This window comes from Pseudomonas tumuqii (genome assembly GCF_013184545.1).
Taxonomy (GTDB): domain Bacteria; phylum Pseudomonadota; class Gammaproteobacteria; order Pseudomonadales; family Pseudomonadaceae; genus Aquipseudomonas; species Aquipseudomonas tumuqii.
Window position 1 is genome coordinate 264,899 of record NZ_JAAOJA010000006.1, and the last position, 22,920, is coordinate 287,818.

Annotated in this window: 16 protein-coding genes and 1 pseudogene; 4 read left to right on the forward strand and 13 right to left on the reverse strand. The window is 64.4% G+C overall.

Annotation, left to right across the window (positions count from 1 at the left end; all coding sequences use genetic code 11):
• Positions 1-55 precede the first annotated feature (55 nt).
• The 8 genes and pseudogenes from G9C89_RS13725 to G9C89_RS13760 form a co-directional block, all read right to left on the reverse strand.
• A complete protein-coding gene (locus tag G9C89_RS13725) occupies positions 56-1,840 on the reverse strand; it encodes a GspE/PulE family protein (RefSeq protein WP_172148841.1) in 1,785 nt (594 codons plus the stop codon).
• Positions 1,841-2,017: 177 nt separating this feature from the next.
• The gene (locus tag G9C89_RS13730) at positions 2,018-3,424 is read right to left on the reverse strand and encodes an ATP-binding protein (RefSeq protein WP_172148843.1); all 1,407 of its coding nucleotides are present in this window, start codon (positions 3,422-3,424) and stop codon (positions 2,018-2,020) included.
• A pseudogene (locus tag G9C89_RS13735) lies at positions 3,421-4,299 on the reverse strand (sensor histidine kinase); the annotation flags it as partial. The pseudogene G9C89_RS13735 and the gene G9C89_RS13730, both read right to left, overlap by 4 nt.
• Positions 4,300-4,507: 208 nt before the next feature.
• Positions 4,508-5,665 (reverse strand): nitric oxide-sensing protein NosP, encoded by a 1,158-nt coding sequence (nosP, locus tag G9C89_RS13740; RefSeq protein WP_172148847.1) that lies wholly within the window; start codon positions 5,663-5,665, stop codon positions 4,508-4,510.
• A gap of 56 nt (positions 5,666-5,721) precedes the next feature.
• On the reverse strand, positions 5,722-7,533 hold the full coding sequence (locus G9C89_RS13745) for a DAHL domain-containing protein (protein ID WP_172148849.1): 1,812 nt from the start codon (positions 7,531-7,533) through the stop codon (positions 5,722-5,724).
• Complete coding sequence (locus G9C89_RS13750; protein ID WP_172148851.1) at positions 7,530-8,543, reverse strand: cytochrome-c peroxidase; 1,014 nt, start codon at positions 8,541-8,543, stop codon at positions 7,530-7,532. The genes G9C89_RS13745 and G9C89_RS13750 overlap by 4 nt, the downstream gene beginning before the upstream one ends.
• Before the next feature lie 59 nt (positions 8,544-8,602).
• Positions 8,603-10,906: a GGDEF/EAL domain-containing response regulator gene (locus tag G9C89_RS13755; protein ID WP_172148853.1), complete on the reverse strand. Its 2,304-nt coding sequence runs from the start codon at positions 10,904-10,906 to the stop codon at positions 8,603-8,605.
• 225 nt (positions 10,907-11,131) lie between these two features.
• Positions 11,132-12,496, reverse strand: coding sequence for a CYTH domain-containing protein (locus G9C89_RS13760; protein ID WP_172148855.1), 1,365 nt, complete (start codon positions 12,494-12,496; stop codon positions 11,132-11,134).
• Positions 12,497-12,608: 112 nt separating this feature from the next.
• Between G9C89_RS13760 and G9C89_RS13765 the strand changes: the two genes are divergently transcribed.
• From G9C89_RS13765 to argA, 4 genes are all read left to right on the forward strand, one after another.
• Positions 12,609-13,286, forward strand: coding sequence for a TIGR00153 family protein (locus G9C89_RS13765; RefSeq protein ID WP_172148857.1), 678 nt, complete (start codon positions 12,609-12,611; stop codon positions 13,284-13,286).
• A 39-nt stretch (positions 13,287-13,325) separates the two neighbouring features.
• Positions 13,326-14,588, forward strand: a complete 1,263-nt coding sequence (locus tag G9C89_RS13770) for an inorganic phosphate transporter (protein WP_172148859.1) — start codon at positions 13,326-13,328, stop codon at positions 14,586-14,588.
• Between the two features lie 76 nt (positions 14,589-14,664).
• Complete coding sequence (gene argE / locus G9C89_RS13775) at positions 14,665-15,816, forward strand: acetylornithine deacetylase (RefSeq protein ID WP_172148861.1); 1,152 nt, start codon at positions 14,665-14,667, stop codon at positions 15,814-15,816.
• Between the two features lie 144 nt (positions 15,817-15,960).
• Complete coding sequence (argA, locus tag G9C89_RS13780; protein ID WP_172148863.1) at positions 15,961-17,259, forward strand: amino-acid N-acetyltransferase; 1,299 nt, start codon at positions 15,961-15,963, stop codon at positions 17,257-17,259.
• A 256-nt stretch (positions 17,260-17,515) separates the two neighbouring features.
• Here argA and tssD read toward each other — a convergent pair whose 3' ends face one another.
• The 5 genes from tssD to G9C89_RS13805 form a co-directional block, all read right to left on the reverse strand.
• The gene (gene tssD, locus G9C89_RS13785) at positions 17,516-17,734 is read right to left on the reverse strand and encodes a type VI secretion system tube protein TssD (RefSeq protein WP_256674183.1); all 219 of its coding nucleotides are present in this window, start codon (positions 17,732-17,734) and stop codon (positions 17,516-17,518) included.
• A 255-nt stretch (positions 17,735-17,989) separates the two neighbouring features.
• On the reverse strand, positions 17,990-18,193 hold the full coding sequence (gene rmf, locus G9C89_RS13790) for a ribosome modulation factor (protein ID WP_172148865.1): 204 nt from the start codon (positions 18,191-18,193) through the stop codon (positions 17,990-17,992).
• 111 nt (positions 18,194-18,304) lie between these two features.
• Complete coding sequence (gene gshA, locus G9C89_RS13795) at positions 18,305-19,885, reverse strand: glutamate--cysteine ligase (protein WP_172148867.1); 1,581 nt, start codon at positions 19,883-19,885, stop codon at positions 18,305-18,307.
• A gap of 262 nt (positions 19,886-20,147) precedes the next feature.
• Positions 20,148-20,534, reverse strand: a complete 387-nt coding sequence (locus G9C89_RS13800; RefSeq protein ID WP_172148869.1) for a PaaI family thioesterase — start codon at positions 20,532-20,534, stop codon at positions 20,148-20,150.
• A gap of 3 nt (positions 20,535-20,537) precedes the next feature.
• The gene (locus G9C89_RS13805) at positions 20,538-22,865 is read right to left on the reverse strand and encodes a Tex family protein (RefSeq protein ID WP_172148871.1); all 2,328 of its coding nucleotides are present in this window, start codon (positions 22,863-22,865) and stop codon (positions 20,538-20,540) included.
• Positions 22,866-22,920: the final 55 nt, after the last annotated feature.

Below are 22,920 nucleotides of genomic sequence, written 5' to 3' on the forward strand. Positions count from 1 at the left end.
CAAGAATCGCTTGAGCGGCTAACCCATCCTACGGTTAAGCCACGGCGGTCGTACGCTACTTCTGCTCGCTCTGCGGCGTGACCCGCAGCACTTCCTCGATGGTGGTCAGGCCCGCGGCGACTTTTTGCGCGCCGGACAGCCTGAGGCTGCGCATGCCTTCCTTGAAGGCATGCCGGCGCAGAGCGGTGAGGTCGGTGTCGGCGTTGATCAGCGGTTTGATCGCATCGTTGAGCTGCATGATTTCGTAGACCCCTGCGCGCCCGCGGTAGCCGGTATCGCGGCATTCCAGGCAGCCCACGGCCTTGTGCGCACCGGTCGGCAAGGGCGCGTTCCAGGGCTTGGTCAGGCTCTGCCAGTCGTCTTCGCTGAGCTCATGCGGGGCCTTGCAGTGCGGGCACAGGGTGCGCACCAGGCGCTGGGCCATGACCCCGAGCAGGGTGGCCTTGAGCAGGTAATGCGGCACGCCCAGCTCGAGCAGGCGGGTGATGGCGCTGGGCGCGTCGTTGGTGTGCAGGGTGGAGAGCACCAGGTGGCCGGTGAGCGCCGCCTGGATCGCCATCTCGGCGGTTTCCAGGTCGCGGATCTCGCCGATCATGATGATGTCCGGGTCCTGACGCATCAGCGCGCGCACGCCGCTGGCGAAGCTCAGGTCGATGTTGTGCTGCACCTGCATCTGGTTGAAGGCGCCCTCGATCATCTCGATCGGGTCTTCGATGGTGCAGACGTTGACCTCGGGCGTGGCCAGTTGCTTGAGCGTGGTGTAGAGGGTGGTGGTCTTGCCCGAGCCGGTGGGGCCGGTGACCAGAATGATGCCGTTGGGCTGACGGGTCATGTCTGCCCAGCGCCTCATGTCGTCCGGCGAGAAGCCCAGCTGGTCGAAGCTTTTCAGCAGCACTTCCGGGTCGAAGATGCGCATCACCAGTTTTTCACCGAAGGCGGTGGGCAGGGTCGACAGGCGCAGTTCGACTTCGCCACCATCCGGAATCCTGGTCTTGACCCGGCCGTCCTGGGGTCTGCGCTTTTCCGCGACGTTCATCCGGCCCAGACTCTTCAGGCGGCTGACCACCGCCATGGTCACCTGCGGCGGCAGCTGGTAGACGGTGTGCAGCACGCCGTCGATGCGAAAACGCACGCTGCCCTGCTCGCGGCGCGGCTCGATGTGGATATCGCTGGCGCGTTGCTGGAAGGCGTATTGGAACAGCCAGTCGACGATGTTGACGATATGCGCGTCGTTGGCGTCCGGCTCCTGATCCTGGGCGCCGAGATTGAGCAACTGCTCGAAGTTGCCGACCCCGCTGATCTTGCTGTCGCCGACGCTGGCGCCGCTGACCGACTTGGCCAGGCGGTAGAACTCCACGGTCAGCCGCTGGATGTCCGCCGGGTTGGCCACCACGCGCTTGATCGGGCGCTTGAGCACGTGGGTCAGGTTGGCTTCCCAGCTGCGCATCAGCGGTTGCGCGCTGGCGATGGTTACCGCATCGGGGCCTATCGCCACGGCGAGGATCTTGTGCCGTTGGGCGAAGGCGTAGGACATCAGCGGGGTGACGGCGGCGACGTCGATCTTCAGCGGGTCGATGCGCAGGTAGGGCTGGCCGGCGAACTGCGCCAGCCAGAGGGTGAGGCTCTCCAGGTCGAGCTTGTGGCCCGGACGGCTGAGGTCGTCGACCTGCTGTGCGGCGAGAAACTCCAGCGGATGCTGCTGATTGTTCACCGCGCTGCGGCGGATCGCCAGGCACTGCTCGGCGCTGTCCTGGTCGACCCGGCCCTGGGCGACCAGTTCGCGCAGCAGGTCGCTGAGCTCAAGGGGGCGGTCTTGGTTGGTTGCAGCAAAGGCGGACATGCGGGCTCCTCGGTCACGCTCGGCGCACGGCAGGCAGTGGTCAGAGACCTGTTCTCCCATACCAGGCGCTAGCATGCCCGAAACTGTTGGCGAGGGCGAAGCGCCAAGCGTGATCGGTTACCCAGCCTGGCGCTCGACAGGCTATTTAATCAAGCGCCCCGCTCGAGGCGCCTGCGCTCATTCAGGTCGCACGGGCTGGCGCACCGGCAGTTCAAGGCGGAAGGTGCTGCCCACGCCCACTTCGCTGTCCACCCTGAGCGTGCCGTTATGCTTCTGCACGATGCCGTAGGAGAGCGACAGGCCCAGCCCGGTGCCCTGGCCGATGGGCTTGGTGGTGAAGAAGGGGTCGAAGATTCGCGGCAGGGCTTGCGCCGCAATGCCCTGGCCGGTATCCGCTACTTCTATCCAGACCCGCTCGGCCGCCGTACCGGTGCGAATGCTGATCGTACCCCGTTCGGGGCCCATCGCCTGGGCGGCGTTGACCAGCAGATTGAGGACGACCTGGTTGAGTTGCGCAGGCAGGCATTCGATCTCGCCGATGCCCGCGTATTGCTTGACCACATCGGCCTTGTACTTGATTTCGTTGGCGACGATGTTGAGGGTCGAGTCGATGCCTTCTTCCAGATTGGCCCACTGCCATTCCTGGGTCGAGTCGATCCGCGAGAAGTCCTTCAAATCCTGGACGATCTGGCGTACCCGGGCGATGCCCTGCCTGGATTCACGCATCAGCTGCGGGATGTCCTCCTTGAGGAAATCGAGTTCCAGGCGTTCACGCAGGCTCTGCAGCTTGGCCGCCACCTCCGGCGAGCCCACGGTCTGCTCCACGGCCTCGTAGGCGTTCAGCATCTCCAGCAGTCCTGCGTAATATCCCTCGAGCGTGCAGAAATTGGAGGAGATGTAGCCGATCGGGTTATTGATCTCATGCGCGACGCCCGCCGCCAATTGGCCGATGGAGGCCAGTTTCTCGGCTTGCAGCAACTGGCTCTGCAGCTGTTTGCGTTCGACGATTTCCACTTGCAGCGCTTCGCTGGCTTGCCTGATCTCGAGGGTTCGCTCGACAACCTTGGCCTCCAGGTCGCTCATCTGCAGGGCCGCCTGCTGGGTCATTTCCCACTTGGCTGTCAGCGTATTGGCCAGTTGGCAGACCTCGATATTGTCGAAGGGCTTCTTCAGGATCAGCAGGCGGTCGCGGCTGTCGAGGCGGTCGAGAACCTCTTCCCAGGAGTAGTCGGCGTAAGCGGTACAGATCACTATCTGCAGGCGCGGGTCTTCTTGCCAGAGTTGTTCGATGGTCTCGACGCCGTCCCAGCCCAGCGGCATGCGCATGTCGACGAAGGCCAGGGCGTAGGGGCGGTTGCCACGCATGGCCGCGCAGACCATGGCCAGGCCTTCCTGACCCTGGTAGGCCGAGTCGAGTTCGAACGGCGGGGCGCCGGCCTTGACCTGCTCGCCGAACAGAGCCGCCTCGACCGCATCCAGTTCGGCCTCCGTCTGGGTATCCAGCAGCAGGATCTTGCGGAAGTCCTCATGGATCGAGGGCGTATCGTCGATCAGCAGGATGCGTCGGTTGTGCAGCGTACTCATAGGCTATCCAGTGTGGCTCTAATGGGTAATTCGAGGGTGAAGGTCGCCCCTCGGTCCGGTCCCTCGCTCTGGGCCGTCAGGCTGCCGCCCATCTCCATGGCCGCCAGCGCGCAACTGTGCAGGCCGAAACCGTGGCCATTCTTGCGGGTGGTAAAGCCGTGGGCAAAGATCCGGGTGAGGTTTTCCGCCGGGATGCCTTCGCCATCGTCCTGCACGCAGATTTGCAGGTTGCCCTCGTCCAGCCGCCGTACGCTCAGGGTCAAGGTGCGCGACTGGTTAACCGGGGCGGACAGCGCATCCTTGGCGTTGCTGATCAGGTTGACCAGGATCAGCAGCAGCCGATGTTTGTCGAGCAATAGTGGAGGCGTTGCGGCGAACGCCTTGATGACGCTGATTCGCTGGCGGCTGAGCGCCTCGGCGTGGATGCGCAGGGCATCTTCGAGCAAGTCGGCGAGCCGCACCGGCTCGACCACGCTCGACGCGCCGGCATAGGACTGCTGGGTGGCGACTATTTCCTTGATGTGGCCAACGCTCTTGGTCAGGTTTCCGAGTTCTTCGACAATGCCCTGCTGCTCGGCGGCGATGGCCTCGACCAGCTGGTTCAGGTAAGCCGGCAGCAGCTTGCCCTTGGCGTCGCGGCTGATGAAGTCGCCGAGGTCGGCGGCGTGCTGGTTGATCAACTGGACCGCCTTGGCCAGCCCCTGGGCCTTGGAGGCGCGCACCCTGCGGCTGACCAGCTCGGCGGAGACGTTCACGCTATTGAGCACGTTGCCGACGTTATGCAGCACGTTGGTGGCGATTTCGGCCATGCCGGCCTGGCGCGCCGTGGCCACCAGTTCGCTCTGGGTCTGGCGCAGTTCCTGGGTGATTTTCTCGTTCTCGCCCAGGACCGCTTGCAGCTCCGCCGTGCGGCTGAGTACCAGCTCTTCCAGCATGATCGTGGTCTGGAACAGGTCGAAGTCCGAGCCCTGGGCATTGGCGCTGCGCTCGGCGCGGTCCATCAGGGCGCGGATGATCTTGTTGAGCCGGACGATTTCGCGCTCTGTGGCTTGCTCGGCTGTTGGTTCGCGGCACGCGGCTGATTCAGGCATCGTTGGTCTCCAGGGCTTGCGGGCCTATCGCTACTCCGACCAGCGTCTGATTCACATGCACGCCACGGAACTGTTCGCCGTAGGTGTTGAAGCCGACGGTGTTGTTCTGCAACAGGACCTCGCCGATGCGCTGTTTATCGGGGCTCTGGGCAATTTCCAGTTTGCGCCCCATGCAATCACAACCGAGGACCAGCAGTGGCGGGCCGATCTCGGCCCGTATCCGGGCAAAAGTCTGCTCCAGGTTCTGCAGGAGGTTCGCGCCCTGTGCCAGCCGCAGCACCAGCCCGTTCTCGATGGCGCAGAAGAACGTCAGGCTGCCATCCGGGTTGGCTTTCTGGATGGCGCGCACGTAGGTCGTGCCGCCGATCGTCAGTACCAGCGGCCAGGCGGCGAAACGCGCGGAGTCGAGATCGCGGGCATCGATGCCGAGCATTCGCGCGTATTCCTGGCTCGCCGGCAGTCCATTGATTTCCTTGACGACGCGGGAGGCGGCAGCGGCCTCGGTGACAACCAGGCGTTGCTCGGTGGTAACGAAATGCTGGGTCTTGAATATCTGGAAGGGCAGGCGCGAGGTCAGCAGAACCAGGATGGCACTGTCGGAACAGAATCGGCCCTGCCAATAGACATGGGTCTTCACAAACTGCATGCCATCCCCCGCCGAACCGCCGATCAGTGGGAGCTTGCCCAGTGCGCGTTGGAATGCACGGGTTACCGGTTCCTCCCGCAGCGACAAACCATCGATCAGCAGCAGTGCGAAGCTGTTGTCCGTGTCATTGTGCGGTGCCTGGGCGTGCAGCTGTTGCAGCAATTCCTGGGCGAAGGCCTGGCCCGTGTCGGCATCGAATTGCTGCAGATGCTCGAGATGGCCGCTGACAGCGCTGAAATGGCTCGCCGCAAAGCTTGCCCCGGTAAGGCTGTGTTCCAGGCAACCGGCCGGGCCGATTTCTCCGGCCGTGGTGCAGCCGACGACCTGCACCCCGGCGAACAGGCGCTGGATTTCGTCGGCGAGCACATCCAGGTCGTACTCGTTGGAGCAGAAGAAGACCACCAGCGCCATGTCGGGTTGCGCCACCCTGGCATGGAATTCCTGCGCGGCCTCTTGCGGGTTGGTGGCGCAAGACTGCGCTCTGCGTATGTGACTCTGCTGCATGACGCACTCCTTGTGGCAAAACGCATCGGCCGCCTGCGCGGCTCATTATGACTTTCTCATGACCTGCCCGGCACGGCATGGGCCGGCAGCTCCAGGGCAAAGGTGGCGCCTTGGCCCGGCCCATCGCTATGGGCCGTCAGGCGGCCTTCCATTTCCATGGCTGCCAATGCGCAGCTGTGCAGGCCGAAACCGTGGCCGTCCTTGCGGGTGGTGAAACCATGGGCAAAGATCCGGGTCAGGTTTTCTGCTGCGATGCCTTCGCCATCGTCCTGCACGCAGATTCGCAGGTTACTCTCGTCCAGCAGTCGCACACTCAGGGTCAGCGCGTGCGCTCGGTTACCCTGGGCCGACAGTGCCTGCTTGGCGTTGCTGATCAGGTTGACCAGGATCAGCAGCAGCCGATGCTTGTCCAGCAACAGCGGCGGTACTTCGCTGAAATCCTTGATCACGGTGACCTGATGGCGCTGTAGCGCCCCGGCATTCATGCGCAGGGCATCCTCCAGCAAGTCGGTGACCCGCACCGCTTCGAGCAGGCTCGGCGTGCCGGCATAGGACTGCTGGGTGGCGACTATCTCCTTGATGTGGTCGACGCTCTTGGTCAGGTGTTCGAGCTCTTCGGCAATGCCCTGTTGCTCGGCCGCGAGCGCCTCGACCAGCTGGTTCAGGTAACCCGGCAGCAGCTTGCCCTTCTCGTCGCGGCTGATGAAGTCGCCGAGGTCGGCGGCGTGCTCGTTGATCAGCTGGACCGCCTTGGCCAGCCCCTGGACCTTGGAGGTGCGCACCCTGCGGCTGATCAGGTCGGCCGAGACGTTCACGCTATTGAGCACGTTGCCGACGTTATGCAGCACGTTGGTGGCGATCTCGGCCATGCCGGCCTGGCGGGCGGTGGCCACCAGTTCGCTCTGCGTCTCGCGCAGTTCGCGGGTGCGCTGCTGTACCCGTTGTTCCAGCCCGTCGTTGGCCTCCTGGAGCTTCTTGTTGACCCGGTTGATAACCGCGTAGCTGCGGATCAGCCGGCCACCCACATACAACAGGAGGCCCGCGAGCACCGCGGAGAAGAGCAGCACAAATTGGTGATAGAGCAGGTCCCGTTCGGCCGACTGCAGTTGGGTCTGGTCGATGATCCGATGGATGTCGTCGAGCCGCGCAGCCATCGGCACCGCACCGATACGCTCGACCAGGCCGTTGACCAGCGACTGCTCGCGCAGGATGGTGCGGACATGCGCCATCAGGATGTCCAGCGTGGCCTGCAGATCGAGCGGGAGCAGCGCCTTGCCCGCCGCCAGACGGCCCAGGCTCGCCTCGACCTCGGCGGCTTTGTCCGAGGAGGTTGTCTGGGCGTATTCCATGGTGCTCAACACGGTGTCGTACAGGTCGGCCGCCACTGCCATCTGTTCGGGCCGGTCGCTGCCGCCGATCTGGCGCAGCGGGGTGTGGATATCGTTTTCGGCGATGGGCAGGAAAGCCAGGGAGTTGCGCAATACCGCGTTATGCGACTTGAAGCGCTCGATCAGCTCGGTCTTTTCCCCGAGCGCCTCCAGATAGGCCTCGCGACCGCGCAGCCAATCGGGCGAATCGCTCCACGCACGCAGGTTTACCAGCGTTTCCAGTCTGTCCCACTGGGCCTGCAGCGCGGTCAACGGCTCGACCAGCGGGTCATAGTCCTGGTTTATGCCGATCTTGGATTTCAGCACGTTGAGTTCCCATTGCGCGTCGAGTTGCTTGACCTGCCGCAGCAAGGCGAGGGACTCGAAAGACGCCGAGGGATCGTGCTCGTTGGTCTTGGCGTAGAGAAACGCCAGGGTCGAGGCGAGCACTACGGCTATCGCCATCATCAGCAACCAGCTCGGGCGTATGACGATGTTCATGGCTGCGGCCCCGCGCGTTCGCCGGTCAAGGTCTCGAGAAATTTGATGATCGATTGCATATCGGCTTCGGAGGCCACACGGCCGAGCTGATACTTGAACATGACATCCACCGCTTCCTCGAGGGTCTTGGCCGTGGCGTCGTGAAAGTAAGGTGCAGTGAGGGCGACATTGCGCAGGCTGGGGACCTTGAAGACGTTCTTGTCGGCCTCATCGCCGGTGACCCGGAAACGTCCCAGATCGGCTTCCGACGGGTTGCCACGCGCCTGGAAGTAGTCGCCCATCACGCCAAACTTCTGGAACATGTTGCCGCCGATATTCACCCCTTGGTGGCAGGCGATGCAGCCGTACTGCTTGAATTTCAAATAGCCGGCCTTCTCCTCGGCGGAGAGCGCATCCGCATCGCCCCGCAAATACTGATCGAAGCGCGAGTTGGGCGTGGTCAAGCTGCGCTCGAAGGTCGCGATGGCATTTTCGATGTTCGCCTGGGTGACCCCGTCCGGGTAGGCGGCGGCAAAGGCTGTGCGGTAGTGGGGGGCCGCCGTGACCTTGTCGATGACGTCCTGCCAGGTCGAGCCCATTTCGACAGGGTTCTCGATCACGGCGTCGATCTGCGCCTCCAGGGAGCCTGCTCGGCCGTCCCAGAACTGCCTGAAATTGAACCCCGCGTTGAGCACGGTCGGTGTGTTGACCAGCGCCTGCCGGCCTGAAAATCCTCGTGAAAAGGCGCGCTGGTCGGCACCGCCGCTCGCCAGCTGGTGACAGCTGGCGCAAGACACACTGTCGTTGGCGGATAGACGTACATCCTGAAACAGCCGCCGACCCAGTTCGGTCCGGGCCGGATCCAGTTCCTGGACCATGGGGATAGGTTTGATGGGTTCGTCGAGTGGCGCGGCGCCGACCTGAGCTGCTAGCCCGAATGGCAGGGCCAATACACAGCTCAAACCGGCGACGGACAGTTGGCTCCGTCCCGGCCATGCTTCCCTGAACAAACCTGTGGCCACTCGCTCCATTACCCTGTCCTCCTGGAATTCCCTGCGCTCCGGCCCCGCGGGGGTATCGGGCGTTCGCCTCACGCGCGACCCTCCGGCGGTTCGAGCGGCAGGGCGGGGGCAAGGTCCGCCTCGTCACTCGGCGCACTCACCAGAATGCGGCCCTGGCGCAGGAGTTTGCCGGCACAGATGCTGTCCACCGCTTCGCTGAAATAGAACCCTTGCGCCTGGTTCGTCGAGCCGGCCGAGATCAGCAGGGCACGCTGCTCCTGGGTTTCCACGCCGCCGGCAATGATGCCAATGCCCAGCTCGCGGGCGAAGTTGATGATGGCGCGGATGGTCGTGGCGCTCTCTGGATCCTCGCTGGCCGAGTTGATGAAGGACTGCGCGATCTTCAGGCGGTTGACCCGGTAGGTCTTGAGGTAGTCGCACGAGGAGTATTCGGCGCCGAAATCGTCGATGGCGATCTTCACGCCGAGTTCCCGCAGCTGGGGCAGGACGTCGTTGCGGGTCCATTTGGTCTGGGCCAGCGTGGCCTCGGTCACGTCGAATTCCAGATCGGCGGGGGTCAGCCCCCACTTGGCGATGGTTGCACTGACATCGCGAACCAGTTCCTGCCCGCTCTTGATCTGGGCCAGCGAGAGGTTGATCGCGATCAGCGGTGGGGCCATGCCCGCGTCGCGCCAGTGGCGCATCTGCCGGCAGGCCTGTTCCAGCACCCAGTGTCCGAGCGCCACTATGCTGCCGGTTCGTTCCGCGATGTGGATGAACACGTCGGCGGCGAGCAGGCCGCGCGTGGGGTGGTTCCAGCGCACCAGCGCCTCCATGCCGAGAATCTTTCCGGAAGACAGCTCGACCTGGGGTTGGTAATACAGCTCCAGCTCGTCCTGATCGATCGCTTTTTTCAGGTCATTGCCCAGGGTTACCCGTTCGAGCACCTGCTGGTCGAGATCCTCGGAGTGAAAGTGGTACTGGTTACGGCCCTCTTCCTTGGACCGGTAGAGCGCCAGGTCGGCCTGGGTGAGCATGGCGTCCGCTCCCGCGCTGCCCGGCGCATAGGGGCAGATGCCGATGCTGACCGAGATGCGCACCTCGTTGCCGTTGAGCGAGTAGGCACGCGCCAGGGTGGTCTGGATGTTTTTCGCCAGCGCGCCCGCGTTCGCCGGCTCGTCCATGTGCAATTGCAAGATTGCAAACTCGTCGCCGCCCAGGCGGGCGACCACATCGCTCTCGCGGGTACAGTCCTTGATGCGCGTGGAGACTTCCTGGAGCAGCAGGTCGCCGACCGGGTGGCCGAGGGTATCGTTGACTTCCTTGAAGTGGTCGAGGTCCAGGTAGAAGATCGCGAACGAGGGGGCGCCGCGCTCGGCCGCGGCGAAGGCCTGACTCAGGCGCTCGATGAAGGTCGCCCGGTTGGCCAGGCCGGTGAGCCCGTCGGTGCGGGCGAGCAGGGCGATTTTTTCCTCGGCCAGCTTGCGCTCGGTAATGTCGAGAATGATGCCTTCGATCTCGATCAGCTGGCCCTCGCTGTTGCGCACCGGGACGTAGCGGTTCTCGACCCAGCGGTAAGTGCCGGCGCCGGTCAGCAGGCGGAATTCGATCGAGGCGCCCTGGGTGCTCTTCTCCAACACCTGCCCCATCGCCGCGTCGAGCATCCGCAGGTCGTCCGGGTGGATCAGTTCTTGCGCCCAGTTCGGCGAGGCCACCAGGCGGGCGGCATCGTGGCCGAACTTGGTGATGTTGTGCGAGATGTACATCAGGGGAAACGCCGGCTCGCCGCGCAGGCGGTAAAGGATGGTCGGGCTGTTGCGCACGATGATGTTGGCGTCGGACAGCTCCTTGGTTCTTTCCTCGACCGCCTGCTCCAGGGCGCTCATCTTCATGGCCGCGGCTTGCGTCATCTGCCACTTCACGGTCAGCGCGCTGGCCATCTGACGGATCTCGATCGCGTCGAAGGGCTTCTTCAGGATCAGCAGGCGGTCGGCCAGGTCGAGGCGCTCGGCCATTTCCTCCCAGGAATAGTCGGAGTAGGCGGTGCAGAGGGCAACCTGCAGCTGGGGGTCGGCTTGCCAGAGGCGCTCGACGGTCTCGACCCCATCCCAGCCGGGCGGCATGCGCATGTCGATGAACGCCATGGCATAGGGCCGATCCTGCGCCAGCGCGTCGGTGAGCATGGTCAGGGCTTCCTGGCCCTGATAGGCGGAGTCGAGTTCGAAGGCTTGCTCCACGGGCGGGACGTCGCCGAACAGGGCCGCCTCGGCGGCGGCCAGCATGGCTTCGCTGTCCTGGCCGGCGCCGAGAATCTTGCAGAAGTCCTGGTGGATTGCCGGGTTGTCGTCGATTACCAGAATGCGCCGGTTGCCGGCATAGGGCGGCCTGATCATGGCTGGAGCCTCCGGGAGATGGACTGTTCGAAGGTGTCTGGCGGCGCCGGGTCGCTGCGCTCGCCTTCGCCTCTCAGTGGCTCCGTAGGCTTCGTCATGACCAGTGCTCCGCTGTTCAAGTCCCGGTCAGTGTAGGCGCTATGCTCGAATCTGTCGGCCCAAACGAGTTAAATTCGCATTGACTGTGGCTTGGGCCCGTTTGGATGCGACGAATTGGCGTGACGCTTACTTCACCAGCGTTCTCCAGGCTTTCAGCGATGCCAGCGTATGGGCCTGGGCTTGCCGTGTGGCCAGCGACTCGGGGTCGATGGGGCGATGGGCCTGTTCGCTGAGTTTGCTCAGTTCGCCATACAAACGGTCGACTTCCGCCACGTCCAGTACGCTGCGGGCCATGCGCAGCCAGACCAGCAGGCGCTCGATCCGCGGCAGTTGTTCGGCGAGGTCTTCCGGTTGCTTCTGGTAGCGGTTCAACTGCAGGTCATGGCCTTCTTCGGCCAGCAAGGTTGGCAGCCAGTTGCCCAGCGGTGCGGCGCCCTGGCGATTGCCGCGGTTGTTGCGTTCGGCCGTCCAGCCCTTGGCCAGCAGCCAGCGTGAGCTGTTCAGGGAGAACTGGCCCCAGCGCGTGTCTTGCAGTTCGGCGGCGAACTGTGCCGGTGCGGCCTGGCGCACGGCATCGTCGAGTTGACCGGCCTGCAGCCGTGGGCGCCAGTCGTTGAGCAGGGCGTCGAGGGTCTGGCGCAGTTCGCTGCTGCTGCTGCGCGGCGCGGCCTGGCCGAGGCTGCCGATCAAGGCACGCAGGCCGACCAGTTGTTCCAGCCAGTCGACCAGCAGGCGCCAGTGGCCATTGAAGCGGTATTGCTCGGCCAGGCGCTGGCTGCTGCCGAGCAGGTGCCAGGCGATGGCGGCAAAGCCGTCATCCAGGCTCATTTCGGCGGTTAGCTCAGGGGCCGGCAGGCTGAGGCTGTAACTGTTGGCATCGAACAGGCGGTAGCCGCGCTCGGCCTTGCTAATGTCGCAAGGCATCAGCGGCAGATCGGCGGCGAGTTCGGCGGCCAGCTCCAGCAAGGCAGCAGGTTCGCCCTGGCGCAGCTCCAGTTCCAGCTCGCAGATTTCTTCCTCGCCTTCGCCGGCGAGGACCTTGCCGAGATCCAGGGCAGCCTCGATGACCACCTTGGCCTTGCCGCGACCCCAGGCGATGTCGGCCCGCTGGCGGACGAAGTCGGTGCTGAAGAGCGGTTGCAGCAGGCTCTTGTCCAGCTCGGCCAGGGCCGCCGGCCAGCAACTGTCGTCGAGCTTGCTCAGATCCAGTTCGGCCCGGTCCAGCGACCAGTCGAACTCGTTGCGCTCGGACAGGCCGGCAACGCTCTGGCCACGGCTTTTCAGGGTCTGGATAAAGGCATCGCCATCGCGGCGGATGCGCAATGCGACCTTGGCCTGGGCCAGATCACGGGCGGGCGTGTCGTAATATTGATTGAACAGCTCGCGCTGTTCCCAGCCGCCCTTGTTGCGCTTTTTCAGCAGAGGGTGCTCGCGCAGGGCTGCCAGGGTGTCGCGGCTGACCCGCAATTTGATTTCGGTTTCTTTGACCATGATGGTGAGCTAAGCGCCTACTGTGAAATTGTGACTGTCTGATGATGCGTGCTGGCGAGCTTTTCGAGCGATCCGTATACTTGCCGCCTTCTTTAAAGTCGGGGTTCACCCTATGCCACTCAATCCATTCGCCAGCCTGTTCGGTCGCTCGCCCATCGGGCCGATGCAGAAGCACTTCGCCAAAGCCCATGAGTGCGCCGCACACCTGGTGCCTTTTTTCGACGCCGTGATGGCTGAGGATTGGGTCAAGGTGGCACAGGTGCAACAGGACATGGCGCGGCTGGAGGACGAAGCCGACAAGCTCAAGAAAAGCGTACGCTTGCACCTGCCCAAGAGCTTGTTTCTGCCAGTGCCGCGTTCGGATCTGCTTGAGCTGCTGAGTGTACAGGACAAAGTTGCCAACCGCGCCAAGGACATCGCCGGCCTGATGCTGGGTCGCGAAATGGCCATCCCGCAGGCTTTGCAGCCGCTGATGGGGGCCTTTGTGCAGCGCACCGTGGATGCCAGCGCCCAGGCGCTGAAAGCCATGAACGAGCTGGATGAGCTGCTGGAAACCGGGTTTGGCGGGCGCGAAGCCGCCCTGGTCGGATCCATGGTCGAGGAGCTGGAGCAGATCGAGCGCGACACCGATCTGATGCAGATCGAAGTACGCCGTGCCCTGTTCAAACTGGAAAAGGATCTCCCCCCGGTCGACGTGATGTTCCTCTACCAGATCATCGAATGGATCGGCGATGTCGCCGACCGTGCCGAGCGGGTCGGTAACCGACTGGAACAACTGCTGGCGCGCTAAGCGCCAGTGTCCTTTCTGGAATCTACGGATTAATTATTTATGTCTCTGATTGCGGACTACGGCCTCGTACTTCTGCTGCTTGCCTGCCTCTTCGGCTTTTTCATGGCCTGGGGCGTGGGTGCCAACGACGTGGCCAACGCCATGGGCACCTCGGTCGGCTCGCGGGCACTGACCATCAAGCAGGCGATCCTGATCGCCATGGTCTTCGAGTTTGCCGGCGCCTACCTGGCCGGCGGCGAGGTCACCGAAACGATCAAGAGCGGCATCGTCGACGCCTCGATGATCACCCCGGACCTGATGGTGCTGGGCATGATGTCGGCGTTGCTGGCGGCCGGTACCTGGCTGTTGATTGCCTCGACGCGTGGCTGGCCGGTGTCCACCACCCATTCGATCGTCGGCGCGGTGATCGGCTTCGCCGCGGTCGGCGTGTCCATGGACGCGGTGCACTGGGCCGGTGTCGGCCCGATCGTCGCCAGCTGGGTGATCTCGCCGCTGCTCTCCGGCATTGTCGCCTTCGGCCTGTTCGTCAGCGTGCAACGGCTGATCATCGATACCGATGAGCCCTTCCTCAACGCCAAGCGCTTCGTGCCGCTGTATATGTTCGCCACCGGCTTCATGGTCAGCATCATGACCCTGACCAAGGGCCTCAAGCATATCGGCCTCAGCCTCTCCAGCACCGAAGGTTTCTTCCTCGCCGCGGGCGTCGGGGTCCTGGTGATGCTGCTGGGGATTGCCCTGCTCAGCCGGATCAAGATCGACGTCGAGGCGGACAAGGACTTCCACTACGCCAGCGTGGAGAAGGTCTTCGCCGTGCTGATGATCTTCACCGCCTGCTCCATGGCCTTCGCCCATGGCTCCAACGATGTGGCCAACGCGGTCGGCCCGCTGGCGGCCATTGTCGAGGTAATCCGGTCCGGTGGTGAGGCTGTCGGCGCCAAGGCGCCGGTGCCGAGTTGGGTGCTGCTGCTCGGCGCGGTGGGGATCGTCATCGGCCTGGCCACCTATGGCTACAAGGTGATCGCCACCATCGGCAAGGAAATCACCGAACTGACCCCGAGCCGCGGTTTCGCCGCCGAGCTGGCCACCGCCACCACCGTGGTCGGCGCCTCGGCCATCGGCCTGCCGGTGTCCACCACCCACACCCTGGTCGGCGCGGTACTGGGCGTCGGCCTGGCGCGGGGTATCGGCGCGCTGAACCTGGGCGTGATCGGCAAGATCTTCGTGTCCTGGCTGATCACCCTGCCGGTCGGTGCCGCCCTGGCCATCGTGTTCTTCTATATCCTGCGCGGCATCTTCCTCTGAGTCGGAGATAGTCTCGACGGTTTCATCCGCACCGGCGTTGCCCCTATGATGGTGGCAACGCCCGCGGAGACCGCCAATGCCCCTGCCTTCCTTCAAAGAGCAATTCGCCGCGCTGATCGCCGCGCCTTCGGTGAGCTGCACCCAGACGCGCTGGGATCAGTCCAACCGGCCGGTGATCGAGCTGCTCTCGAGCTGGCTGGGCGACCTCGGTTTCGCCTGCGAGGTGCAGGAAATCAGGCCGGGTAAATTCAATCTACTGGCCAGTTACGGCAGCGGCCCTGGCGGCCTGGTGCTGGCTGGGCACAGCGACACAGTGCCGTTCGATGCGGCCTTGTGGCAGAGCGATCCGCTCAAGCTGACCGAGGTTGATGGTCGCTGGGTCGGCCTGGGCAGTTGCGACATGAAGGGCTTCTTCGCCCTGGTCATCGAGGCGTTGCAACCCTTGCTGGCACAGCGCTTCCTGCAGCCGCTGCTGATTCTCGCCACCTGCGACGAGGAAAGCTCGATGTCCGGCGCCCGCGCCCTGGCCGCGGCTGGCCGGCCCCTGGGGCGCGCCGCGGTGATCGGCGAGCCGACCGGGCTCAAGCCGATCCGCCTGCACAAGGGCATCATGATGGAGCGCATCGACATCCTCGGCCAGAGCGGTCATTCCTCCGACCCGAGCCTCGGCCACAGCGCCCTGGAGGCGATGCAGGATGTGCTGAGTGAACTGCGCGGCCTGCGCGGCCAGTGGCAGCGCGAATTCAACAACCCGCAGTTCGGCGTGCCGGTACCGACCCTGAATCTCGGCTGTATCCACGGTGGCGACAACCCCAATCGCATCTGCGGCCAGTGCTCGCTGGAATTCGACCTGCGCCCGCTGCCGGGCATGCAGCCGGAACTGCTGCGCGCGGCGATCCGGCAGAAGCTGCAACCGCTGGCCGAGTGGCACCAGGTCAAGATCGACTTCGCCCCGCTGTTTCCCAGCGTGCCGCCCTTCGAGCAGGCCGCCGACAGCGAATTGGTGCGCCTGGCTGAGCGCCTGACCGGGCACAGCGCGGCTTCGGTGGCGTTTGCCACCGAAGCGCCTTATCTTCAGCAGCTTGGCTGCGAGACCCTGGTGCTCGGCCCCGGCGATATCGACTGTGCCCACCAGCCGGGCGAGTACCTGGAAATGTCACGTCTCGAGCCGACTGTGCGTCTGTTACGTGAGCTGATTCAACACTACTGCCTGAGTCCGGCCCCATGAGCCTGCATGCGGCCCTTGCCAACCGGAGGAGCGAACGCGTGATGCCCCAACTGCGACGATAAAGCGGGTAACGATGGCTGCTTCGTCTGGCGCTCGCGCGCTTTGTTTATGCGTTCTGTTCACGACTCACAGGTTCTCTGCACCATGCACGACTACGTCAATTGGCTCCGCCACGCTTCGCCCTATATCAATGCCCACCGCGACTGCACCTTCGTCGTGATGCTGCCGGGCGAGGGCGTCGCCCACCCGAATTTCGGCAATATCGTCCACGACCTGGTGCTGCTGCACAGCCTCGGCGTGCGCCTGGTGCTGGTGCACGGCTCGCGCTCGCAGATCGAGGCACGTCTGGCCGCGCGCGGCATAACCCCGCACTTTCACCGTGATCTGCGGGTCACCGACGGCGCGACCCTGGAGTGCGTGATCGATGCGGTCGGCCAGCTGCGCATCGCCATCGAGGCGCGCCTGTCGATGGACATGGCCGCCTCGCCGATGCAGGGCGCGCGCCTGCGCGTGGCCAGCGGCAACTTCGTCACCGCGCGGCCGATCGGCGTGGTCGACGGCATCGACTATCACCACACCGGCGAAGTGCGCCGGGTCGACCGCAAGGGTATCGGTCGCCTGCTCGACGAGCGCAGCATCGTGCTGCTGTCGCCGCTGGGCTATTCGCCGACCGGGGAAATCTTCAACCTGGCCTGCGAAGACGTGGCCACCCGTGCGGCCATCGACCTGGGCGCCGACAAGCTGCTGCTGTTCAGTGCCGAGCGCGGCCTGCTCGACGAAGAAGGCAAGCTGGTGCGCGAACTGCGGCCGCAGCAGGTGCCGACTTACCTGGCGCGGCTGGGCAACAGCTATCAGGGCGAGCTGCTCGACGCCGCGGCCCAGGCCTGCCGCGCCGGGGTCAAGCGCGCGCATCTGGTCAGCTATGTGGAGGACGGCTCGCTGCTGACCGAACTGTTCACCCGCGATGGTGGCGGCACCCTGGTCGACCAGGAACAGTTCGAGTCATTGCGCGAGGCGAATATCGGTGATGTCGGCGGACTGATCGAATTGATCAGTCCGCTGGAAGAGCAGGGCATCCTGGTGCGCCGTTCGCGCGAGGTGCTGGAGCGCGAGATCGAGCAGTTCAGTATCGTCGAGCGCGACGGTCTGATCATCGCCTGCGCGGCGCTGTACCAGATCGACGAGTCGGACTACGGCGAGCTGGCCTGCCTGGCAGTCAACCCCGACTATCGCCACGGCGGTCGCGGCGACGAACTGCTTGAACGCATCGAGGCCCGTGCCCGCGCCCAGGGCTTGAAGCACCTGTTCGTGCTCACCACCCGGACCGCCCACTGGTTCCGCGAACGCGGCTTCGTGCCCAGCAGCGTCGACCGCCTGCCGGCAGCACGCGCCTCGCTGTACAACTTCCAGCGCAACTCCAAGGTGTTCGAGAAGGCGCTCTAGCCGAACATGCCGGCGGTGTCCGGTATGGGCCTCTCGCCGGAGTGATTGTGGGCGACGGGGTAGGCCTGGCCGGCGATCTCGGGCTGCATGGCACCGTGCCGGAAAAAGCGACCGCTGCAGCGCGGCCCCGTTCGTGCTTGAAGGCAAGGGCGGACTGGTTGCTGAAACACCACGGTCTCCCTGGTCAGGTCATGCAGGCCGAGGGTGCCGGCCTGCATGGCCGTAACGATCATGGAAGACCTATTGCGCGGCCAGCTCAACCTCGCGCTTGGCGATGGCCAGCGCCAGTTCGGGTGAGCGTTTGACCGGACTGCGGATCGCGCGGGATGATGACCTGGTGACTGAAGGCCTGGACCAGGATCTGGTCTTCATGACCTTCCTGGAAGATGTTGCCGACCGAATCTTCGGTGAAGGTGCCAGCGGTGATCAGGCCTTGCTTGGTGCCTTCGAGGGACAGATACGCGGGTGTTGGCATGAGTGCTTTCCTTGCTGTGGGTCATGGATCTGCAGTGATCCGGGAACCCAGTAGAAGGCCATAAACGTGCCATGTTTATAAATTCGGTACAAAACAAAATGTTAGCGTGACCGAAAGCAACAAAAAGTCACAGCGTGCGCTAAGTCACGGAAAAGTGCGCAACTTCTTGCGCAGCAGCGGCTGTGGGGAAAATGGCAAAAGGGCTGTCGATCAGGCAAACGGCAGGCCTGCGCCAAGGCGGCGAATGCCCTGGGATCAGGCGCTCTTCTGCTGACGCAGCAGTTGTTCATGGCCGTCGTCCCAGCCGGCCTCCCAGGCAGCGGCAAGCACCTCGGCGCTGTGGTCGTGGCGGGTGTTGGGGTGGCCGGTGAGGCCCGCCATGTAGCCTTGCTGGTAAGCCTTGTTCAGGCTTTCCAGGCTCCAGTGGCGGTCGTCCTTGGGATGGGCGTCGGACTCCATGGGCACAGCTCGTGTTGAATGCTCTGTGCCTATGCTAGTTGCGCCCGGCTTCCCTGGCTGGGTCGCCGGTCACAGCTTTTGCGTCGTTGCTTGCTTTTGTGAGCGGGTCGACTAAATCCCCGGGGCCAGGATGCTCGCCTGGTAGGCCGCGGCAAAGCTGTCGAAATCCCCTTCTTCCTGAGCCTCCAGCTCCGCCTGCTCACGCAGTGAGCGTGCGCTCGCGGCTTCGAAAGCGGCCTGCTGCTCTGCGCTCAACGGCGGGCTGCGGAAGTAGTCGGCGTGCTGCTTGCTCTGGCGCAGGGCGAACTGGCTGAAGCTTTCGCCCTGCTGCAGCTGCGCGAGCACCTGGGCCGAAGGCGTCAGGCTGGCATCGTCGATCTTGGCGCGCTGCAGCTGTAAGGCATGGCTGTGTGCTTCATTGCCCTGGCTCTGGTCGAGCAGGGTGGCCGTTTGCTGGATGCTGTCGAGCAGTTCGTGGGCCCAGGCCTGCAGGGCCACGGGCTTGCCACGCAGCTGCAAGTGCAGGCCGGGACGGCGACCGTCCTTGACCACTTTGAGGAAGTTGTCGGTGCAGGCGTGGCATTCTTCGCCGCCCAGTGGCGGGCTTTCCTGCAGGGCACAGAACAGCAGGAAGGCGTCGAGGAAGCGCGCCTCGACCAGGTCGATGCCCAGCGGCAAGAAGGGGTTGATGTCCAGGCAACGTACCTCGACGTACTGCACGCCACGGGCCATCAGCGCCTGGATCGGCCGCTCGCCGCTGTGGGTCACGCGTTTTGGGCGGATGTTCGAGTAGTACTCGTTCTCGATCTGCAGGATGTTGGTATTGAGTTGCAGCCATTCGCCGTCCTTCTTGCTGCCGATCTCGACATAGGGCGGATAGGGCGTGGCGACCGCCTGGCGCAGGCTGTCGGTGTAGCTGCTCAGGTCGTTGTAGCAGGGGGTGAGGCCGGCCTGGGCGTTGCTCTGATAACCCAGGTCGCTCATGCGCAAGCTGGTGGCGTAGGGCAGGTACAGGGTATCGCCATCAAGTTGCTGCAATTGGTGCGGGCGGCCGCGCAAGAAACCTGCATCCAGGGCCGGCGAGGCGCCGAACAGGTACATCAGCAGCCAGCTGTAGCGGCGGAAATTGCGGATCAGGGCGATGTAGCGCGCCGACTGGTAGTCGCGCGCATCGCGCGTATTGCCCTCGGCCTGCTGCAGCAGTGGCCACAGGCTGTCGGGCAGGGAGAAGTTGTAGTGAATGCCGGCGATGCACTGCATGGTTTTGCCGTAACGCAGCGCCAGGCCCTTGCGGTAGACGTATTTGAGCTTGCCGATATGCGAGCTGCCGTACTCGGCGATCGGGATGGTCGCCTCGTCCGGCAGGGGGCAGGGCATTGACGGGCTCCACAGGTATTCGCCGTCGAGCTTGCTGTAGACGAAGCGATGGATCTGTTCGAGATCGGCCAGGGTGATGGCCGGGTCGGGTTCGGCTGGGGTAATGAACTCCAGCAGCGCCTCGGAATAGTCCGTGGTGATCTGCGGATGAGTCAGCGCCGAGCCCAGCGCCAGCGGGTGCGGAGTGAGGGCCAGTTGGCCATCGCCATCGACGCGCAGGCATTCGCGCTCGATGCCGTGCAAGCACTGGGAAAGCAGGGAGAGGTTGGCGCGCTCGCCGAGCAGGGCCAGGCGGCGGGAGAACAGGTCGCTCAAGATTGCATTCCTTCACGCATCGGTCGCCCCAATATGGGGGCGAATCGATTGCTCTACAAGGGGGCCGGTAACGGCAAATTGCGCCGCGGCTATCCGCTCTGGGCGCAGCACGGCCTGGTTACCCTAGCCCAGTTTGGGCGCAGGCGATTACACGCGGGCGAAGGCGGCTTGTGCCTTTGCGACCCGTTTGTCGCCTGGATGCTCTTCGGCCTCTAGTGGCTGGGGGGCGGCGGCCGCTGGCGGCGCCGCCGGGTCTGGCGGGTCACTTGCAGATAAAGGTGGCCTGGGCGGTGGCGACCAGTTTGTCGCCCTGTTGCACCCGCGCCTCCAGCACATGCACCTTGCGTCCGGCATTCAGCACGCGGGCGTTGCAGACGATCTCGCCTTCGCTGACCGCGCGGATGTAGTTGACCTTGCATTCCAGGGTCATGCTGCCGGCCTGGCCATCGAACAGGCTGTGGCTGGCTTGACCGAGCGCCGTGTCGATCAGCGAGAACAACGCACCGCCGTGCATGCGTCCGTGCAGATTGAGCAGGTGGTCCTGCATGCTCATGCGCACCTGGGATTCGCCGTTCTCGGCTTTGTCGATGGTCATGCCGAGCAGCTTGCTGAATGCGCTGTCCTGGCCGACCGGGGAGGTGTGGCTCATGGTTTACTTCCTCAACTGCTTGGCGTTGGCGAACAGCGCGGCCATGGCGGCGTTGCTGGCGGGCTGCGGCTCGGCGCGTGGCGTGCTGGCCGGCGGCCGAGGGCTGGCATCGCGCTTGCCGCCGCCACGGGAGCCGTTGCGCGTGCCCTCGATTTTCTCGCCCGGGGTGTCGCCCATGCGCATCGACAGGGCGATGCGATTGCGCGGGATGTCCACCTCCATCACCTTGACCTTGACCACGTCGCCGGCCTTGACCGCTTCGTGCGGGTCCTTGATGAACTTCTCCGACAGCGCCGAGATGTGCACCAGACCGTCCTGGTGCACGCCGATGTCGACGAAGGCGCCGAAGTTGGTGACGTTGGTCACCACGCCTTCGAGGATCATCCCCAGTTCGAGATCCTTGAGGGTTTCGACACCCTCCTGGAATTCGGCGGTCTTGAACTCGGGGCGCGGATCGCGGCCGGGTTTTTCCAGCTCCTGGAGGATGTCGCCGACGGTCACCAGACCGAAGCGTTCGTCGGTGAATTTTTTCGGGTCGAGGCGCTTGATGAAGGTCGCGTCGCCGACCAGCGAGCGGATGTCGCGGCCGGTGTCGGCGGCAATGCGCTGCACCAGCGGGTAGGTTTCCGGGTGCACCGCCGAGGCGTCCAGCGGGTTGTCGCCGTTCATCACGCGGAGGAAGCCGGCGGCCTGCTCGAAGGTTTTCTCGCCCAGGCGCGACACCTTTTTCAGCGCGTCGCGGGTCTTGAAGGCGCCGTTGGCGTCGCGGTGCGCGACTATGTTTTGCGCCAGGGTCGCATTCAGTCCGGAGATCCGTGCCAGCAGGGCGACCGAGGCGGTATTGACGTCGACGCCAACGGCGTTCACGCAGTCCTCCACCACCGCGTCCAGGCTGCGCGCCAGCTTGAGCTGGGACACGTCGTGCTGGTACTGGCCGACGCCGATGGATTTCGGGTCGATCTTCACCAGTTCGGCCAGCGGGTCCTGCAGGCGGCGGGCGATCGACACGGCGCCGCGAATCGACACGTCGAGGTCGGGGAATTCCTTGGCCGCCAGTTCCGAGGCCGAATACACCGAGGCGCCGGCTTCGCTGACCATCACCTTGGTCATCTTCAGGCCAGGGTATTTCTTGATTAGCTCGGCGGCCAGCTTGTCGGTCTCGCGGCTGGCGGTGCCGTTGCCGATGGCGATCAGGTCGACCGAGTGCTTGGCGCACAGCGCGGCGAGCACGGCGATGGTCTGGTCCCACTGGTTCTTCGGCACGTGCGGGTAGACGGTCGCGGTGTCGAGCAGCTTGCCGGTGGCATCCACCACCGCCACCTTGCAGCCGGTGCGCAGGCCCGGGTCGAGACCCAGGGTCGCGCGCGGGCCCGCCGGGGCGGCCAGCAGCAGGTCGTGCATGTTGCGCGCGAACACCGAGATTGCCTCGTCTTCGGCGCCTTCGCGCAGCTCGCCGAGCAGGTCGGTTTCCAGGTGGGTGTAGAGCTTGACCTTCCAGGTCCAGCGCACCACTTCGCCCAGCCATTTGTCGGCGGCGCGGCCCTGGTTGCTGATGCCGAAGCGCTCGGCGACCATGCCTTCGCAGGGGTGCAGGGTGCCGGGCAGCTCTTCGCCAATCTTCAGGCTGGCGCTGAGGAAGCCCTCGTTGCGTCCGCGGAAAATCGCCAGGGCACGGTGCGAGGGGGCATTTTTCAGCTTCTCGTCGTGCTCGAAATAATCGCGGAACTTGGCGCCTTCCTGCTCCTTGCCGGCGATCAGGCGGGCGCTGAGGGTGGCGTTGTCCTTGAGGAAACTGCGCAGGTTGGCCAGCAGGGTGGCGTCTTCGGCGAAGCGCTCCATGAGGATGTACTTGGCGCCTTCGAGCACCGCCTTGATGTCGGCGAAACCTTTCTCGGCGTCGACGAAGCGCGCGGCCTCGCTCTCCGGGGTCAGGTTCGGGTCGCCAAACAGCGCATCGGCCAATTCGCCGAGGCCGGCTTCCAGGGCGATCTGGCCCTTGGTGCGGCGCTTCTGCTTGTACGGCAGATAGAGGTCTTCGAGGCGGGTCTTGGTGTCGGCCAGGTTGATCTCGCGGGCGAGTGTAGGGGTCAGCTTGCCCTGTTCCTCGATGCTGGCGAGGATGCTGGCACGCCGGTCGTCCAGCTCGCGCAGGTAGCGCAGGCGCTCTTCGAGATGACGCAACTGGGTGTCATCCAGGCTGCCGGTGACTTCCTTGCGGTAGCGGGCGATGAACGGCACGGTCGAGCCTTCATCGAGCAGCGCCACGGCGGCGGCTACCTGTTGCGGGCGCACGCCCAGTTCTTCGGCGATGCGGTTGTTGATGCTGAGCATAAGACGCTATCCACACTGGAACGAAAAACCGACCACGTAGAGCGCGGCCAGACGA

What these genes read in the sequence shown, in the direction of transcription:
- G9C89_RS13770 (WP_172148859.1), top strand. Translation starts at nt 13,326, where the DNA reads ATGTCTCTGATTGCGGACTACGGCCTCGTACTTCTGCTGCTTGCCTGC.
- G9C89_RS13745 (WP_172148849.1), bottom strand. Translation starts at nt 7,533, where the DNA reads ATGAACATCGTCATACGCCCGAGCTGGTTGCTGATGATGGCGATAGCC.
- rmf (WP_172148865.1), bottom strand. Translation starts at nt 18,193, where the DNA reads ATGGAGTCCGACGCCCATCCCAAGGACGACCGCCACTGGAGCCTGGAA.
- G9C89_RS13725 (WP_172148841.1), bottom strand. Translation starts at nt 1,840, where the DNA reads ATGTCCGCCTTTGCTGCAACCAACCAAGACCGCCCCCTTGAGCTCAGC.
- tssD (WP_256674183.1), bottom strand. Translation starts at nt 17,734, where the DNA reads ATGCCAACACCCGCGTATCTGTCCCTCGAAGGCACCAAGCAAGGCCTG.
- G9C89_RS13765 (WP_172148857.1), top strand. Translation starts at nt 12,609, where the DNA reads ATGCCACTCAATCCATTCGCCAGCCTGTTCGGTCGCTCGCCCATCGGG.
- G9C89_RS13805 (WP_172148871.1), bottom strand. Translation starts at nt 22,865, where the DNA reads ATGCTCAGCATCAACAACCGCATCGCCGAAGAACTGGGCGTGCGCCCG.
- G9C89_RS13750 (WP_172148851.1), bottom strand. Translation starts at nt 8,543, where the DNA reads ATGGAGCGAGTGGCCACAGGTTTGTTCAGGGAAGCATGGCCGGGACGG.
- argA (WP_172148863.1), top strand. Translation starts at nt 15,961, where the DNA reads ATGCACGACTACGTCAATTGGCTCCGCCACGCTTCGCCCTATATCAAT.
- G9C89_RS13730 (WP_172148843.1), bottom strand. Translation starts at nt 3,424, where the DNA reads ATGAGTACGCTGCACAACCGACGCATCCTGCTGATCGACGATACGCCC.
- G9C89_RS13760 (WP_172148855.1), bottom strand. Translation starts at nt 12,496, where the DNA reads ATGGTCAAAGAAACCGAAATCAAATTGCGGGTCAGCCGCGACACCCTG.
- G9C89_RS13755 (WP_172148853.1), bottom strand. Translation starts at nt 10,906, where the DNA reads ATGATCAGGCCGCCCTATGCCGGCAACCGGCGCATTCTGGTAATCGAC.
- argE (WP_172148861.1), top strand. Translation starts at nt 14,665, where the DNA reads ATGCCCCTGCCTTCCTTCAAAGAGCAATTCGCCGCGCTGATCGCCGCG.
- G9C89_RS13800 (WP_172148869.1), bottom strand. Translation starts at nt 20,534, where the DNA reads ATGAGCCACACCTCCCCGGTCGGCCAGGACAGCGCATTCAGCAAGCTG.
- nosP (WP_172148847.1), bottom strand. Translation starts at nt 5,665, where the DNA reads ATGCAGCAGAGTCACATACGCAGAGCGCAGTCTTGCGCCACCAACCCG.